This window comes from Kosakonia oryzendophytica (assembly GCF_027886705.1).
Taxonomy (GTDB): domain Bacteria; phylum Pseudomonadota; class Gammaproteobacteria; order Enterobacterales; family Enterobacteriaceae; genus Kosakonia; species Kosakonia oryzendophytica.
The window spans coordinates 5,086,510-5,103,711 of record NZ_CP115659.1 but is presented as its reverse complement, the minus strand read 5'-3'; the positions used below and the strand labels follow the sequence as shown (position 1 = coordinate 5,103,711).

General features: G+C 51.5%; 16 protein-coding genes. 2 read left to right on the top strand and 14 right to left on the bottom strand.

Annotated features, from left to right (window positions below; all coding sequences use genetic code 11):
• Positions 1–20: 20 nt before the first annotated feature.
• The 4 genes from O9K67_RS24515 to glmU form a co-directional block, all read right to left on the bottom strand.
• Positions 21–362 (bottom strand): hypothetical protein, encoded by a 342-nt coding sequence (locus O9K67_RS24515; protein ID WP_061499625.1) that lies wholly within the window; start codon positions 360–362, stop codon positions 21–23.
• Positions 363–374: 12 nt separating this feature from the next.
• On the bottom strand, positions 375–2,633 hold the full coding sequence (locus O9K67_RS24510) for a type VI secretion system Vgr family protein (RefSeq protein ID WP_061499622.1): 2,259 nt from the start codon (positions 2,631–2,633) through the stop codon (positions 375–377).
• A 225-nt stretch (positions 2,634–2,858) separates the two neighbouring features.
• Entirely contained in the window at positions 2,859–4,688 is a 1,830-nt protein-coding gene (gene glmS / locus O9K67_RS24505) for a glutamine--fructose-6-phosphate transaminase (isomerizing) (RefSeq protein WP_061499619.1), read from the bottom strand.
• A 193-nt stretch (positions 4,689–4,881) separates the two neighbouring features.
• Entirely contained in the window at positions 4,882–6,252 is a 1,371-nt protein-coding gene (gene glmU / locus O9K67_RS24500) for a bifunctional UDP-N-acetylglucosamine diphosphorylase/glucosamine-1-phosphate N-acetyltransferase GlmU (RefSeq protein ID WP_061499615.1), read from the bottom strand.
• 344 nt (positions 6,253–6,596) lie between these two features.
• Between glmU and O9K67_RS24495 the strand changes: the two genes are divergently transcribed.
• Positions 6,597–8,717: a right-handed parallel beta-helix repeat-containing protein gene (locus O9K67_RS24495; RefSeq protein WP_061499611.1), complete on the top strand. Its 2,121-nt coding sequence runs from the start codon at positions 6,597–6,599 to the stop codon at positions 8,715–8,717.
• Between the two features lie 63 nt (positions 8,718–8,780).
• Positions 8,781–9,005, top strand: a complete 225-nt coding sequence (locus tag O9K67_RS24490) for a hypothetical protein (protein WP_061499608.1) — start codon at positions 8,781–8,783, stop codon at positions 9,003–9,005.
• 48 nt (positions 9,006–9,053) lie between these two features.
• On the opposite strand, the gene O9K67_RS24485 is transcribed toward O9K67_RS24490, so the two are convergent.
• From O9K67_RS24485 to rsmG, 10 genes are all read right to left on the bottom strand, one after another.
• Positions 9,054–9,473 (bottom strand): F0F1 ATP synthase subunit epsilon, encoded by a 420-nt coding sequence (locus O9K67_RS24485; protein ID WP_061499604.1) that lies wholly within the window; start codon positions 9,471–9,473, stop codon positions 9,054–9,056.
• Positions 9,474–9,493: 20 nt separating this feature from the next.
• Positions 9,494–10,876, bottom strand: coding sequence for a F0F1 ATP synthase subunit beta (atpD, locus tag O9K67_RS24480; protein ID WP_017458048.1), 1,383 nt, complete (start codon positions 10,874–10,876; stop codon positions 9,494–9,496).
• Between the two features lie 26 nt (positions 10,877–10,902).
• Positions 10,903–11,766, bottom strand: coding sequence for a F0F1 ATP synthase subunit gamma (gene atpG, locus O9K67_RS24475; protein ID WP_061499600.1), 864 nt, complete (start codon positions 11,764–11,766; stop codon positions 10,903–10,905).
• Between the two features lie 50 nt (positions 11,767–11,816).
• Complete coding sequence (gene atpA / locus O9K67_RS24470; RefSeq protein ID WP_061499596.1) at positions 11,817–13,358, bottom strand: F0F1 ATP synthase subunit alpha; 1,542 nt, start codon at positions 13,356–13,358, stop codon at positions 11,817–11,819.
• Positions 13,359–13,370: 12 nt separating this feature from the next.
• Positions 13,371–13,904 carry a F0F1 ATP synthase subunit delta gene (atpH, locus tag O9K67_RS24465; RefSeq protein WP_061499591.1) on the bottom strand — a complete coding sequence of 178 codons (534 nt, stop codon included), beginning with the start codon at positions 13,902–13,904 and terminating at the stop codon, positions 13,371–13,373.
• Between the two features lie 13 nt (positions 13,905–13,917).
• Positions 13,918–14,388 (bottom strand): F0F1 ATP synthase subunit B, encoded by a 471-nt coding sequence (gene atpF / locus O9K67_RS24460; protein ID WP_044182687.1) that lies wholly within the window; start codon positions 14,386–14,388, stop codon positions 13,918–13,920.
• A 58-nt stretch (positions 14,389–14,446) separates the two neighbouring features.
• The gene (atpE, locus tag O9K67_RS24455; protein WP_000429386.1) at positions 14,447–14,686 is read right to left on the bottom strand and encodes a F0F1 ATP synthase subunit C; all 240 of its coding nucleotides are present in this window, start codon (positions 14,684–14,686) and stop codon (positions 14,447–14,449) included.
• A gap of 48 nt (positions 14,687–14,734) precedes the next feature.
• Positions 14,735–15,553 (bottom strand): F0F1 ATP synthase subunit A, encoded by an 819-nt coding sequence (atpB, locus tag O9K67_RS24450; RefSeq protein ID WP_061499588.1) that lies wholly within the window; start codon positions 15,551–15,553, stop codon positions 14,735–14,737.
• Positions 15,554–15,561: 8 nt separating this feature from the next.
• The gene (atpI, locus tag O9K67_RS24445; protein ID WP_061499585.1) at positions 15,562–15,942 is read right to left on the bottom strand and encodes a F0F1 ATP synthase subunit I; all 381 of its coding nucleotides are present in this window, start codon (positions 15,940–15,942) and stop codon (positions 15,562–15,564) included.
• Positions 15,943–16,559: 617 nt separating this feature from the next.
• Positions 16,560–17,183 carry a 16S rRNA (guanine(527)-N(7))-methyltransferase RsmG gene (gene rsmG, locus O9K67_RS24440; RefSeq protein WP_061499582.1) on the bottom strand — a complete coding sequence of 208 codons (624 nt, stop codon included), beginning with the start codon at positions 17,181–17,183 and terminating at the stop codon, positions 16,560–16,562.
• Positions 17,184–17,202 lie beyond the last annotated feature (19 nt).

The following is a 17,202-nucleotide window of genomic DNA, read 5'->3' as shown; positions in this document are numbered from 1 at the left end:
ACCTCTTTTTTACGCTGCGGCTAACTGCCTGGCGCTTGCTGTTTATCGAACACAAACAGAATGTGTTGATCATCCAGATACTTAATATCCACTTTATTGCCTTTCTGTATTTTTGATGCGTTAAAGGCAGAAATGGTCTCTTTCCCTTCCACCGATCGGGTGGCCCCTCCTTCTTGCAATGCGAGCCGATATTTAATGTTAATGGTGCCATTGTCGTTTGAGCTGATGTAGCTGACCTCTTCGACGGTAGCCTGCAATTCATGGCCCTGTGTCTGGATCTTATGGTCACGGTTAAACAGATAGACGATATAAGCGACCATGCCGACGATAAATATTACCGAAAAAACGATAACAAACTTCATTTAATCAATCCCTTACATAAACATCGTTAAACCATGAACCGAGGCCATCACCTGACCGTATTGCATCATTGCATTGGTAAACGCTACCCGACCCTCGCTGGAGGCCAAATCAAAAGCCGACTTATCGAACTTCAGATTGGTTAATCCTACCTTGCTGATCGCGGTAGCCGTAAACGAGGCCCCCTCGGTGACCACCTTAAGGGTGGTAAAATCAAAAGAAAACAGGGAAACCGTCTCTTTATGGTCTTTATATTCAAGCGCTTGTGGCGTTTTAATGTGCACCTTTTCATCACTCGCAATGGTGATCAGTTTAGGGGAAGAGATTGTCGCACCCTGCGCTATTTTCTGGGTCCACGCCCCTTCTATGATGGTGATGTTATTGCCGGTGATCGTTTGTGTCAGGTTTTGCGAAATCGACTCTTGCCTGGAGCCGGTAATCAATGACGAGACGCCGTTATCAAAGGTATAACTCACCAGACCGGTAATATGCTGCGATGATCTACCGTCAATATCTTCAGTGCGGTTGCCTTTTACCGTCACCGTTTCACCCCCGCTGGTTACCCGCATCACACGGCCATTCGTAATGGTGGTTTCTTCACCATTACCTACCGTTCGGGTCTCTTTATCCGTCACTTCCGTCGTGCGCGTTGCATGGTATTTGAAGCCTGCGCGTTTCGTCACCTCATCATCAAGCTCACCCAAAACGGTCAGGCTACGGTTACCGTCGACTGTAATCACCTGATTATTTTCGACCGAGACATTCATGTCCTTTTCCGCATGCAAATCCATGCGCTCAGCGCCGAGTTTATCTTCAAACAGCAGATAGCTGGCGTTGTCGCAATTGCCGGTTTTTGAGCGCGTCATAAACCCCATTACCGTTGCGGCGGCGGGCAATGCCCAGGGCGGCATATTTGCTTCGTTATATACGCGCCCGGTCACCATCGGACGGTCGGGATCGCCGTTGATAAAATCAATTACCACTTCATCACCAACCCGCGGGATCTGAACACCACCAAATCCCTGACCGGCCCACGAACTGGATACGCGCACCCAGCAAGAGCTGGTTTCATCACTTTTCCCCAGCCTGTCCCAGTGGAATTTCACTTTTACCCGCCCGTATTTATCGGTCCAGATAGGTTCCCCCTCCGGGCCGACTACGCGAGCGGTTTGCGGGCCATATGTCCGCGGCCATGCGGTTTTTTGCTCCGGTCGCCAGGTCAGAGAAGCCGGGATCACGCTAAAGCTAATTAGCCGGGAACTGTCACCTTCATCACCGCTGGCATAGCGGTTTTCTTCAAACTGCAACCAGGTCTTTGTCACCAGATAGCGGCCATTATCCTGCATAAAAGGAGCATTAATGAGCTGAAAGGTATGCCCGGCCGCAATGCCAATAGCGGTGGCTGTTCCCGCGGTCTGCTGATGATCAACCTGCCAGCGTTCCTGCTTGATGCGGGCATAATATTCCCCGTCATTTTGCTCAACAAAACGCCCCGGCCATTCATACACATCAATACGGCCAGGCGACGGTGATGCGGGGTTCTGGCGAGCCTGGAAAAGCCAGGCATTTGGTTTACGAAAGTCGTAATCCTCGGTGCTGAAAATACCCGGCGTAACGCGATCTTCCATTGACCACTGACTAATGCCTTCAACATCCGCCACGCCGCCAGCCTGGGACTGTATATAGGGGATGACATCATAACCTGCTGCCGACGGAAAAGCAGAACCGGCGTCGGTAAGTACCAACGTATGGTTATCCGCTGCATGGCGAAAATACCAGGAGATACCTTCCAGCTCCATTAAGCGTCGGATGAAATCCAGGCTGCTTTCCTGGTACTGCACACAGTACTCCCAGACCCGATAACTTGCTGTGAGCTGATTATCCAGCTTTACCCCATGTTCACTCAGCATGGTCTGGACGATTTGCGGAACCGTCTGCGCCTGAAAAATACGCATGTTTCGCTCCAGCCGCATCGGCCAGAGATCCGACTCAACAGTGAGCTGATAGGCCGCGTAACGCTGCCCGGAAAGCTCTACGGAAGCGACTGCCACGCTGGTGGCTTTTCCGTTGAGATACCGTGTTGCAAGCGCGTCCTGGCCCGGTATTTCAACGCTGACGGATTGCCCCAATATCTGGCTTCTGTCTATTCGGGCATCTTGTCCGAGTACGGTAAGTTGATATTCAAAGGGTTCAGAGAGGGATTCACTGCCGGCCATTTTCCAGAAAAGCAGGTCCGGTGCGGCGGTGATTTTGACGGTTATGCGGGAAGACATTGATCATCTCCGGGCAGATTCAACGGTAGGCGAAACACAGGAGCGGTAAGTGCTCCAGCTGAGATAGCCAGCCGCGGAACATTCCGCGCAATGTCTGATTCCGGTAGTGCGAGTGTCGGGCTGACCATAAAAAAAATCCGGTATGCTTTTTAAAAAGCATGACCGGATTTGTTTACAGTACGGTTAAACCGCAGACCGTAACGGCGTTAGCGCCGCATTATCGGATTATTCTACTGTGACGGATTTCGCCAGGTTACGCGGCTGGTCAACGTCAGTGCCTTTGATCAGCGCAACGTGGTACGCCAGCAATTGCAGCGGCACGGTGTAGAAAATCGGCGCAATCATCTCTTCAACATGCGGCATCTCAATGATATGCAGATTGTCGCTGCTGGTGAAACCGGCATCCTGATCGGCGAAGACGTACAGCACACCGCCGCGCGCGCGAACCTCTTCGATATTGGATTTCAGTTTTTCCAGCAGTTCGTTGTTTGGTGCCACCACAATCACCGGCATATCGGCATCAATCAGCGCCAGAGGGCCGTGTTTCAGCTCGCCCGCCGCGTACGCTTCTGCGTGAATATAGGAGATCTCTTTCAGTTTCAGCGCGCCTTCCAGCGCAATCGGATACTGATCGCCACGCCCCAGGAACAACGCGTGATGTTTGTCAGAGAAATCCTCCGCCAGCGCTTCAATACGCTTATCCTGTGACAGCATCTGCTCAATACGACTCGGTAGCGCCTGCAGACCATGAACGATGTCGTGCTCGATAGACGCATCCAACCCTTTCAGGCGGCTCAGTTTCGCCACCAGCAACAGCAGAACCGTGAGCTGAGTAGTGAAAGCCTTGGTGGAGGCAACGCCAATTTCGGTACCGGCATTGGTCATCATCGCCAGATCGGATTCACGCACCAGCGACGACCCCGGAACGTTACAAATCGCCAGTGAACCAAGGTAGCCCAGCTCTTTCGACAGACGCAATGCAGCCAGTGTATCCGCCGTCTCGCCGGATTGGGAAAGGGTGATCATCAGGCTGTTGCGACGCACCGCCGATTTGCGGTAGCGGAATTCAGAGGCGATCTCCACATCACACGGAACACCGGCCAGCGCTTCAAACCAGTAACGGGAAACCATACCGGAGTTATAAGAAGTTCCGCAGGCAACGATCTGGATATGTTCCACTTTCGACAGCAGCTCGTTAGCATTCGCCCCCAGTTCGCTCAAATCCACTTCGCCGTGGCTGATACGGCCGGTCAGAGTATTTTTAATAGCATTCGGCTGTTCAAAGATCTCTTTCTGCATGTAGTGACGATAAATGCCTTTATCACCCGCATCGTATTGCAGACTGGATTCAATATCCGGGCGTTTCACCTGCGCGCCTGATTTATCGAAAACAACCACTGTACGACGGGTCACTTCCGCGATATCGCCCTCTTCCAGGAAAATAAAGCGACGGGTCACCGGCAGGAGTGCCAACTGGTCGGAGGCGATAAAGTTTTCCCCCATACCGAGGCCGATAACCAGCGGGCTACCGGAACGTGCAGCCAGCAGCGTACTGGGATCGCGGGTATCCATGATCACCGTACCGTATGCACCGCGCAGCTGCGGAATGGTACGCAGCACAGCCTCGCGCAGGGTGCCGCCCTGTTCCAGTTCCCAGTGCACCAGATGTGCGATCACTTCAGTGTCTGTTTCAGACACAAACACATACCCGCGCGCTTTTAAAACTTCGCGCAGCGGTTCATGGTTCTCGATGATGCCGTTATGCACCACAACAATATGGTCTGAAACATGCGGATGCGCATTGCCTTCAGAAGGTTCACCATGGGTCGCCCAGCGTGTATGAGCAATACCTGTCCCACCGTGCAACGGGTGTTCTTCCGCTGCCTGAGAGAGCATCTGCACTTTACCGAGACGACGCAGACGCGTCATATGCCCGTTGTTGTCCACCACTGCCAGACCGGCAGAGTCATATCCACGGTATTCCAGACGACGTAAACCTTCGAGAAGGATTTCTGCAACATCACGCTGCGCGACAGCGCCAACAATTCCACACATATTTTAAGATTCCGATTTTGGCATTATGCCTTTTGTTGTCGGTCAACCTGTATGCCCGTTTTCGGGCGCCCCGAGCCTTGTAGAGAGTGGGGTTATTTTTATAGGTACTGCCTTACGGGCGGAGGAATTATTTTTCCCCTCATCCCTGAATACTTGCCGGAAAGCGCTACGCTTATCCGGCCTAAAAAACGGGTTATTTCTTCTTCACCGGACGACGCCAGCCCGGTTTCTGCACCTGTGGCACGCGGCTTAACACCAGTTCATTTTCGCCTACGTTGCGCGTGACCGTCGTACCAGCCGCAATGGTGGCACCGTTGGCCACCGTAACCGGCGCCACTAACTGCGTATCAGAGCCAACAAACACATCATCACCAATCACGGTTTTGTGCTTATTTGCACCGTCGTAGTTGCAGGTGATGGTCCCGGCGCCAATATTCACATTATCGCCAATGTCCGCGTCGCCCAGGTACGTCAGATGCCCCGCTTTAGAGCTTTTACCCAGACGCGCTTTTTTCATTTCAACGAAGTTACCAACATGCGCGCCAGCCAGCAGTTCGGCCCCCGGACGTAAACGCGCGAAGGGACCAATGGTGCATGCGGCTTCCAGGCGGGCATCTTCCACGACGCTGTAAGGACTGATTTCGCAATCATCGCCAATTTCGCTGTTTTTGATCACGCAGCCTGCGCCAATCTTCACGCGATGGCCAAGTTTGACGCGCCCTTCAATAATGACGTTAGCATCGATCTCCACATCCCGCCCGTGCTCCAGCGCGCCGCGGAGGTCGAAACGCGCCGGATCGCGCAGCATAACGCCGGCAAGCAGTAGCCGCTCAGCTTGTTCAGCCTGATAAGCACGCTCCAGACGCGACAATTGCAGACGGTTGTTGACCCCTTCCACTTCACTCAGGCGTTGCGGATGAACAGCTGTAATTTCACGCCCTTCCTGATGAGCAAAGCCAATGATGTCGGTAATGTAGAATTCACCCTGAGCATTGTTATTGGTGAGTTGGCTAAGCCAGCGCTTCAGATCGCCGCCGTTGGCCACCAAAATGCCGGTGTTGATTTCTTTAATCAGGCGTTGAGCTTCGCTGGCGTCTTTCTGCTCGATAATCCCGGTAATCACGCCATTTTCACGCGTAATCCGACCATAACCGGTGGGATCGTCGAGTTTCACCGTCAACAGACCAATACCGCCCTGTGGCTTGGCGTCACGCAGGCGCTGCAGCGTATCAACAGAAATCAGCGGAACATCGCCATAGAGCATCAAAATGTCTTCGTCATCGGCGAAGAACGGAGCGGCCTGCTGCATCGCATGGCCCGTGCCCAGTTGCTCAGCTTGCAGCACCCAATTGAGTTTATCGTCGCGTAGCGTAGCTTTCAGCAGATCGCCGCCATGACCATAAACCAGATGAACGTTATTTGCGCCAAGATTTGTAGCAGCATCAATGACATGCTGGACCATCGACTTCCCTGCAAGGGTATGCAGCACTTTCGGGAGATCGGAATACATGCGTGTGCCTTTGCCCGCGGCAAGGATCACCACACTCATTTTTGTGTTCAACATACGCGTCCTGACTGTCATTTGAGTGAGAAGTTAAACTCTTTAGCGTTGAAAATACTACATATTTTGCAGCATAAAATGGAGTGTTGGTGAAACGCTCAACATCCACCTTTACAGTGCATTTGGAGGCTATTTTAACGGCAGAGTAAATGCGTTTGTCACTGAAAATTAGCGACGTTTCTCTCTGTCACTAATTTATACAAAGGGTTAGCTGTTTTTTTTTATCCTGAATAAAGATTAAACAAAAATAAAACACCGTTTTGATCATTAAAGAGTGTGACGTACAAAAAAGAAACAGTGTTTCATCCTGGTAATAATGGCGGGCAATGATTAATCAGGAGCATAAAATGAATTATAAAATACCTCTCGCCATAACCGTTTGCAGCTCACTTATCTCCGCTTCTGTACTGGCCACACCGGCTCCTGTATGGCGAGCCATTGCTTTCGGGCAATCAACTGACGTGAATTTTTCTTCTAACGTTCTGCCGGAAAAGATCGGCGTTAACGATGTAACTATCGACGGCAAGACACTTTCCGTTTCGGACCAGGCCGATCTCTCTAAACCCATCACACTCGAAAGCCGCGGCGGTAAAATTGCTAACTCTCATGATGGCCTGACCTACTTTTACACATCCCTGCCCACTGGCGAAAATTTTGTCTTACAGGCCACCGTCACCGTAGACCAGTTCGGTCCGGAAAATGGCGCCAAACCGGCGGCGCAAGAAGGGGCTGGCTTACTGGTTCGCGATATTATTGGCAACCCGCGCCAGCAGCCGCTGAAAGAGGGCTATGAGGAGTTCCCGGCGGCATCGAATATGGTGATGAATGCCATCATGACGCAGGATAAAAAAGACCATTTTCGCGTGAAAATACAGGCAATCGCCCGTGAAGGGATCAGCCACCCGTGGGGAGACGCTGGCGCGGCAATCACTAAAAAAAGTTACCAGGAAGAGGTGGATCTTCGCCAGACGCCCACCTTCCGCATGAAACTCGAGCGTACCAATGACGGTTTTATTAGCGCATGGGCTCCGCAAGGAAGCGATAACTGGGTAAGCCAGACAATTCCACATGCCGATTTGATTTCAGTACAGAACAGCGAGCAATATTACGTCGGTTTCTTTGCCTCACGTAATGCCAAAATTACCATCTCCGACGCCTCTCTGACCACCAGCAAAGCCCGAACGGTGGCATCCAAACCCTGGCAGGCAAAACCGTTGCCTGTTGTTGTGCAGATAGCCTCGCCTGCGCAAAGTATCAGTGAGAAATATACCGTTCAGGCACGCGCCAACTATGATGGTCTGTTTGCTGTGCGGCAAAACGAAGTGGTGATCGGTAATGATAAACCCGTAAAAGCGGGTGATATGTACACGCTCCCCGCGACGCTTTCAGGTGACACCTCCATGTTTGTGTTGACCTTCACCCCCACCAGCGGCGATGACAAAACCCCCGTTACGCAGACCATAAACGTAGAGAGAGCGACCGCCACAACCGCCACAACCCTCCATGTCGCCGCCGACGGAAAAACGGATGGCGAAGGTACGGCCGCCTCACCGCTGGATTTAGCCACCGCCATCAATCTGCTGCCGCCAGGTGGCACCCTTGCGCTAAAAGCCGGAGACTATGCGCGAACAGAAATCCCGCTCACAGCCAGCGGTTTGCTGGGGAAGATGAAGACGCTGCAAGCCGACGGCAAAGTGGTGATTCATGGGTTACAACTAGACGCCAGCTACTGGCATATCAAGGGGATTGAAGTCACAGACAAGAGCCTGCGTGTGCAAGGCAGTCACAACCTGATCGAAAAAGTGGTCGCCTGGCGTAATGACGATACCGGTATTCAAATTTCTTCGCCGGAAAATATCGGTCGACCATTATGGGCGAGCCACAACCGCGTGATCGATTCCGAGTCCTGGAGTAATGAAGATCCGGGGAAAATTAATGCCGACGGGTTTGCCGTAAAAATGCGCGTAGGCGAAGGGAACAAACTGGAAAGATGCTATGCCCACGACAACATTGACGATGGTTTTGATCTTTTCAACAAGATTGAAGATGGCGGCAACGGTGTTGTGGTGATCGAGAATTCAATTGCCAGTAATAACACCAGCAATGGTTTTAAACTGGGAGGAGAAGGGCAGCCTGTCGCTCATCAGGTTCGCAACAGCAAAGCAATCGGCAACCATCTGGACGGTTTCACCGATAATTTTAACCCTGGCAAGTTGGTGGTGGAAAACAATATTGCCGCGGATAACCAACGCTTTAACTTTATCTTCCGCCCCAGTCCTTACGGTGATGCCTCCACGCAAGGCGTGTTTAAAGGCAACATTTCTGTACGCAGTAAAGCCGGGCAGTATGATGATGCGGTGGTGGGGAATATTGACGCGACGAACTACTTTATCGCCAATGGCAAAAGCGTGAATGCATTGCAGCAAGAAGTGGACAGTAAAGCGGTACTGGCGGAACTGAAGATGTAGCCAGATGGCGCTCGCTTATCACACAACGGTAAGCGCAGCGCCACTCAGCGGATCAGCAGATTAGTGGTTGAACGTCCCGAAAGAGATGTTCATATTGCTGAAGAGAGCGATGATTTTGTTGATCAGTTTCATGATGGCTTCCTGATTTTGTCAGAGTTGATTTTTGTGATGAACCTCACAGAAAAGAAGTCTACGCCTCATTTTTTAACCGATCAATATTTTTGTGATGCGCATCACAAAATAATAAAACACGTTTTCAGTTCCATTTTTTCTGAAACGCAACCATAAAAAAAGCCAGTCTGGAAACCAGACTGGCTTTTTAACGTTCAAGCCGGTTTACATCGCTTTTTTAGTCAACTCGATAACACGCAGTTTCGCGATGGCTTTCGCCAGCTCCGCAGACGCCTGAGCGTAATCCACGTCACCGTGAGAGCTCTTAATGTGCTCTTCTGCTTTACGCTTCGATTCCAGGGCTCGCGCTTCGTCGAGATCCTGGCCACGAATAGCGGTATCAGCCAGAACGGTCACGCTGCTCGGTTGCACTTCAAGAATGCCGCCGGACAGATAGATAAACTCTTCATGACCGAACTGTTTAACGATGCGGATCATACCAGGCTTAATGGCGGTGAGCAGCGGTGCGTGCCCCGGGAAAATCCCCAGTTCACCTTCACTACCCGTTACCTGGATTTTCTCGACCAGACCAGAGAACATCTGTTTCTCTGCACTGACGACGTCCAGGTGGTAAGTCATTGCCATATCACCCTCCGATTAAGGCGTTAAAGTTTTTTGGCTTTTTCCACTGCTTCTTCGATGGAACCAACCATGTAGAACGCCTGCTCCGGCAGGTGATCGTATTCGCCTTCCATAATGCCTTTAAAGCCACGGATGGTGTCTTTCAGGGAAACGTATTTGCCCGGAGAACCGGTGAACACTTCCGCTACGAAGAACGGCTGGGACAGGAAGCGCTGGATCTTACGTGCGCGAGCTACCACCAGTTTGTCTTCTTCAGACAGCTCATCCATACCAAGGATGGCGATGATGTCTTTCAGTTCCTGATAACGTTGCAGCAGAGACTGTACGCCACGCGCGGTGTCGTAGTGTTCCTGACCCACAACCAGCGGATCCAGCTGACGGCTGGTGGAGTCCAGCGGGTCAACGGCCGGGTAGATCCCCAAAGACGCGATCTGACGGCTCAGTACCACAGTTGCGTCAAGGTGCGCAAAGGTGGTGGCTGGCGACGGGTCAGTCAGGTCATCCGCAGGTACGTATACCGCCTGTACGGAAGTGATAGAACCGGTTTTGGTAGAAGTGATACGTTCCTGCAGAACACCCATCTCTTCCGCCAGCGTCGGCTGGTAACCTACCGCTGAAGGCATACGGCCCAGCAGTGCGGATACTTCAGTACCGGCGAGGGTATAACGGTAGATGTTGTCGACGAACAGCAGAACGTCACGACCTTCGTCACGGAACTTCTCAGCCATGGTCAGGCCGGTCAGCGCAACGCGCAGACGGTTTCCCGGCGGCTCGTTCATCTGACCGTAAACCAGGGATACTTTGTCCAGAACGTTGGAGTCAGTCATTTCGTGGTAGAAGTCGTTACCCTCACGAGTACGTTCACCCACGCCCGCAAACACAGAGTAACCGGAGTGCTCAATCGCGATGTTACGAATCAGCTCCATCATGTTTACGGTTTTACCCACGCCCGCACCACCGAACAGACCGACTTTACCGCCCTTCGCGAACGGACACATCAGGTCGATAACTTTGATGCCGGTTTCCAGCAATTCCTGAGAGCTGGACAGCTCTTCATAGGACGGTGCCGCGCGGTGGATAGCCCAACGCTCTTCTTCACCGATGTCGCCTTTCATGTCGATCGGCTGACCGAGCACGTTCATGATACGACCCAGTGTTGCTTTACCAACCGGGACTTCGATCGGGTGCGCAAGGTCGTTCACTTCCAGACCACGACGCAGACCGTCAGAAGAACCCATGGCGATGGTACGTACGATACCGCCGCCCAGCTGCTGCTGCACTTCCAGCACCAGCGTCTCGTTACCATTCTTAACCTCAAGAGCATCGTACACGCGCGGTACGGCATCCTGAGGGAATTCGACGTCAACTACGGCGCCGATTACCTGGACAATTTTTCCAGTAGCCATCTTGAATCCTCTACGAATTAACCTGGTTATACCGCGGATGCACCACCGACGATTTCGGTGAGTTCCTGAGTAATGCTGGCCTGACGAGCTTTGTTGTATACCAACTGCAGCTCTTTAATCAGGCTGCCGCCATTGTCGGTCGCGGCTTTCATCGCCACCATACGTGCGGCCTGCTCGCTGGCCAGGTTTTCCACAACACCCTGATAAACCTGAGATTCAACGTAACGACGCAGGAGCGTGTCCAGCAGCGCTTTCGGATCAGGTTCGTACAGATAATCCCAGGATTTATGCTTCAACTCTTCATCTTCTGCGGCCGGTAAAGGCAGCAGCTGAGTGATGGTCGGAGCCTGAGACATGGTGTTGATAAATTTGTTGCTAACAATATAAAGCTTGTCGAGACGACCTTCGTCGTAGGCTTGCAACATGACTTTTACCGGGCCGATCAGTTCGGACAGGGAAGGGTTATCTCCCATGCCGGTTACCTGAGCGACAACGTTGCCACCTACGGAATTAAAGAAAGACACGCCTTTAGAGCCGATCATCGCGAGTTCGCTCTGAACGCCTTTATCGGACCATGCTTTCATATCCGCCAGCAGTTTTTTGAACAGGTTAATGTTCAAACCACCACATAAACCACGGTCGGTCGACACCACCAGGTAGCCCACGCGTTTAACGTCGCGTTCTTCCAGGTAAGGGTGCTTATATTCCAGATTACCGTTCGCAAGGTGACCAATCACTTTGCGCATGGTATCTGCATAAGGACGGCTGGACGCCATGCGATCCTGCGATTTACGCATTTTGGAAGCGGCGACCATCTCCATCGCTTTAGTGATCTTTTGCGTGTTCTGGACGCTTGCGATCTTACTACGTATCTCTTTTGCGCCGGCCATGAGCTTCTCCTCAATGCCTTGCGGCCTGCCCTAAGACAAGCCGCCAGACGTTACCAGGACTGGGTTGCTTTGAAGGAATCGAGGATGCCTTTCAGCTTGCCTTCGATTTCGTCGTTATAGCCACCGGACTGGTTGATCTCTTGCATCAGCGGAGCATGATCACGGTCAGCGTAAGCCAGCAGAGCGGCTTCGAAGCTACCGATTTTCGCCAGTTCCACATCTTCGAGGTAACCGCGTTCAGCCGCAAACAGCACCAGACCCTGCTGAGCAACAGACATTGGAGCGTACTGTTTTTGCTTCAGCAGCTCGGTCACTTTCTGACCGTGGCTCAGCTGTTTACGGGTTGCTTCATCCAGATCGGAAGCGAACTGAGAGAACGCTGCCAGTTCACGATACTGCGCCAGCGCGGTACGGATACCACCGGACAGTTTCTTGATGATCTTGGTCTGAGCTGCACCACCCACACGAGATACAGAAATACCCGGGTTAACCGCCGGACGAATACCGGAGTTAAACAGGTTAGTTTCCAGGAAGATCTGACCATCGGTAATAGAAATTACGTTAGTCGGAACGAACGCAGAAACGTCACCCGCCTGGGTTTCAATGATTGGCAGCGCGGTCAGGGAACCGGTTTTACCTTTCACTTCACCTTTGGTGAAGGCTTCAACGTATTCAGCGTTAACGCGGGATGCGCGCTCCAGCAGACGAGAGTGGAGATAGAATACGTCGCCCGGGAATGCTTCACGTCCTGGCGGACGACGGAGCAGCAGGGACACCTGACGATAAGCGACTGCCTGTTTAGACAGGTCATCGTATACGATCAGCGCATCTTCACCGCGGTCACGGAAGTATTCGCCCATTGCGCAACCGGCATACGGTGCCAGATATTGCAGTGCGGCAGATTCAGAAGCGGTTGCAACCACAACGATGGTGTTAGACAGCGCACCGTGCTCTTCCAGTTTACGCACCACGTTGGCAATGGTGGACGCTTTCTGGCCGATAGCAACGTATACGCATTTGATGCCGGAATCGCGCTGGTTGATGATCGCATCGATTGCCATCGCGGTTTTACCGGTCTGACGGTCACCGATGATCAATTCACGCTGACCACGACCGATTGGAATCATGGCGTCAACGGATTTATAACCCGTTTGAACCGGCTGATCGACGGACTGACGATCGATAACGCCCGGTGCGATAACTTCGATTGGCGAGAAGCCATCGTTATCAACCGGACCTTTACCATCGATTGGCGCACCCAGGGTGTTCACCACACGACCCAGCAGGCCACGGCCAACCGGAACTTCAAGAATACGGCCAGTACATTTAACCTTCATGCCTTCGGCAAGGTCAGCGTACGGTCCCATCACTACTGCACCCACGGAGTCGCGCTCCAGGTTCAGTGCGATAGCGTAACGGTTACCCGGCAGAGAAATCATCTCGCCCTGCATACAGTCGGCCAGGCCGTGAATGCGGATAACACCGTCGCTTACAGAAACAATAGTACCTTCGTTGTGAGCTTCACTCACAACACTGAACTGAGCAATGCGCTGCTTGATCAGTTCGCTGATTTCGGTGGAATTCAGTTGCATGCTCCAGTCCCCTTAAGACTGCAAGACGTCTGCAAGGCGTTCAAGACGGCCGCGAACGCTGCCATCAATCACAGTATCACCCGCTCGGATGATAACGCCTGCCATAACAGACTTATCGATTTTGCAATTCAGCTTCACTTTACGTGACAGTCGTTTTTCCATCGCTGCGCTGATTTTCGTGAGCTGCTCTTCGCTCAATGCGGTTGCGGACGTGACTTCAACGTCTGCTGTAGCCTCGCTGGCTGCACGCAAATGAACAAACTGCTCAAGAACATCAGGGAGCACTTTCAGACGTCCATTTTCAGCCATTACCCGAATCAGGTTCTGACCTTTGGCGTCCAGTTGCTCCCCACAGATGGCGATAAACGACTCAGCGAGCGTTTCCGGTGCTAATGCACCGGAGAGGAGCTCGGCCATTTGCTCGTTTTTAGTCACCTCGGCGGCAAACGCCAGCATATCCTGCCAGCGATCAACACTTTGGTTTTCAACGGCAAAGTCAAAAGCTGCTTTGGCGTAGGGGCGAGCTACCGTTACAAATTCAGACATCAGCCCCTCCTCCTTACAGTTCAGCGACCAGTTTATTCACGATGTCGCTGTTAGCAGCTTCATCCACGGAACGCTCAATGATTTTCTCGGCGCCAGCTACAGCCAGCAGAGCCACTTGTTTACGCAGCTCTTCGCGAGCACGTTTACGCTCGGCGTCAATTTCCGCCTGCGCCTGCGCCACGATTTTGGTACGTTCCTGCTCGGCTTCTGCTTTCGCTTCGTCCAGGATCTGAGCACGGCGTTTGTTCGCCTGTTCGATGATTACCTGAGCTTCTGCTTTCGCTTTTTTCAGCTGGTCGGTCGCATTGGCCTGTGCAAGGTCAAGGTCCTTTTTAGCTCGTTCTGCGGAAGCGAGACCGTCAGCAATTTCTTTCTGACGTTTTTCAATGGCAGCCATCAACGGCGGCCATACATACTTCATGCAGAACAGAACGAACAGGACAAACGCGATGGCCTGGCCGAGGATTGTTGCGTTTAGATTCACAGCACAATGCCTCTTATCTGGTTAACGTTCTAAACAATTGCTTGGAAAGCAACTCTTACTACGCGACAGCAAACATCACGTACAGACCCAGACCCACAGCGATCATCGGGATAGCATCCACCAGACCCATAACGATAAAGAACTGAGTACGCAGCAGAGGAATCAGATCAGGTTGACGCGCTGCGCCTTCCAGGAATTTGCCCCCGAGGATGCCGATACCGATCGCAGCACCGATTGCCGCCAGACCCATCATCACAGCGGCAGCCATGTACAGCAGATCCATATTCAGGTTTTCCATGACAGTCTCCAGTTTGTTTCAGTTAAAACGTAGTAGTGTTGTTAAAAATCAATGCTCTTCAGATGCCATCGACAGATAGACGATCGTCAGAACCATGAAAATAAAGGCTTGCAGCGTAATGATCAGGATGTGGAAAATGGCCCATGGCACATTCAGAACCCACTGTGACCACCACGGCAGAAGACCCGCGATCAGAATGAAAATCAACTCACCCGCGTACATGTTGCCAAACAGTCGCAGACCGAGAGAAACCGGTTTGGACAGCAGGCTCACGCCCTCAAGGATAAGGTTTACCGGAATAAATACCGGATGGTTGAACGGCTGGAGAGTCAGCTCTTTAGCGAAACCGCCAATACCCTTCATTTTGATGCTGTAGAACAGAATCAGGATAAATACGCCCAGCGCCATAGACAGCGTGATGTTGACGTCTGCAGACGGCACCACACGCAGCGCAGGCAGCCCCAGAACCTTCTCGCCGATAAGCGGGAGAAAATCGATAGGCAGCAAATCCATCAGGTTCATCAGGAATACCCAGACGAAGATCGTCAGGGCCAACGGAGCGATAAGTTTGCTTTTGCCGTGGTACATGTCTTTGACGCTACCATGGACAAAACCAATCACCAGCTCAATTGCAGTCTGGAATTTTCCCGGGACGCCGCTGGTGGCTTTTTTCGCTACGCTACGGAACATCATCAGGAACAACAGACCCAGTACCACCGAGAAAAACATGGAGTCGATATTGAGCGTCCAGAAGGTGGCCGGGGGGTTATGCGGATCCACCAGCGAGAACGTACGAAGATCGATCTGAAGGTTATTCAGATGGTGACCTATGTACTCCTGCGGTGTTGAGATTTCTCCTGCAGACATGATGCCTCTTACCCTTTGTTGTTAATTACAGCGGGTGCCAGTATCTGAACTACCAGCACCGAAACCCACGTGACTATCAGCGGCAAAAACGCCACCCTGAATACCGCCAGCGCCACCACCAGCAACACGAATGTCACCAACACCTTGATTGCTTCACCGAGGGCGAAGGTCCAGGCCACTCGGCCTTTAGCAGGTGTAAGCGCCTGATGACGCCAGGCAAAAATCATAAACAACATGTTTGGCAATAAGACTGCCATACCTCCGCACACGGCGGAAATGCCCCAGAAGGGGTCTTTGAGGCTAAACAGCAATCCACTTGCCATTACTGCCAGAAACTGAATAAGCAGAAGCTTGCGTGCAACGTTTCGACTAAAGAGCGACACAGACATCACGTTTCTTTACTCCTGCTCCCTTTGAGGTATGCCGCGTGTCGTATAAAACGTTCTTTAAGGCCCGGAGTCAAGCAGCAAAAAGCGGTCAAATTATACGGTTCGGCCTCGTGATTTCAAACAATAAGTAGCGAAAAGGTGAATAAATGTTTAAATAATTTTCCCGATGGCTATTTTTCAACTTTTGTCGAAACTGTGAACCTTCGGGCAAAACTGCAAATAACGCGAAAAACCTGCTACCAAAGCGTGCACCAGGTCACAAAACAAACATTTATGCGTCGGTCATATTAATCACGCCCGTAAATTGTGACTTTTCATCTTTCTGATATTTAAGACGAATTATCACAACTCTTTTTAAAACAGCCGCAAATATAACAAAAACGTTTCATTGACATTTATAATAATTATTTAACATCTATTTTTGATTATCAGCGCCGACTTTTAGCGCGCTGATATTTTCGCAGTTGACTATTCTTCCGGTGAAGAATAAAAATGACGTTAAAAGTCGGATAAATCCTGGTAAATGTCTGGTTAAATGTAACTGAACGTATCACCGCTTTTTATGTCGATTTTTAACATCCTGAGAACAGCACGAATTCTACATTTTTTGATAAAAATTAAACTTTATTTGCCTTAACAACCACCAGATGGCGTTCGCCTTCAAGGTGCGGAACATACAGTTTCTCAATACTTTCCACCGTAAATTCAGCAGGCAACAGAGAAATCTCATCGTCTGGCACCATTCCTTTCAGCGCGTAAAAACGGCCTTGCGCTCCAGGCAAATGCTGACACCAGCTCACCATGTCATTCAGCGAAGCAAAAGCCCGACTGATCACCCCATCAAACGGCGGTTCCGCAGGGAAGTCTTCCACACGGCTCTGCACAGGTGCGATATTTTCAAGATGCAATTCATGCTGGACCTGACGCAAAAAGCGCACGCGCTTGCCCAAGCTATCAAGCAGCGTGAAATGCGATTCAGGACGAACGATAGAGAGGGGAATCCCGGGTAAACCAGGCCCGGTGCCAACATCGATAAAGCGCGAACCCTGCAGATAAGGCGCCACCACGATACTGTCGAGTATATGGCGGATCAGCATCTCGTTAGGATCGCGTACCGACGTCAGGTTGTAGGCTTTGTTCCATTTGTGCAGCAGGTTGACGTAACCCACCAGTTGTTGCTGCTGGTGATCGGACAACGAAATGCCAGCTTCATCCAGCAGACGAGAGAGTTTGTTAAGCACGGTTGATACCCTGGGATTG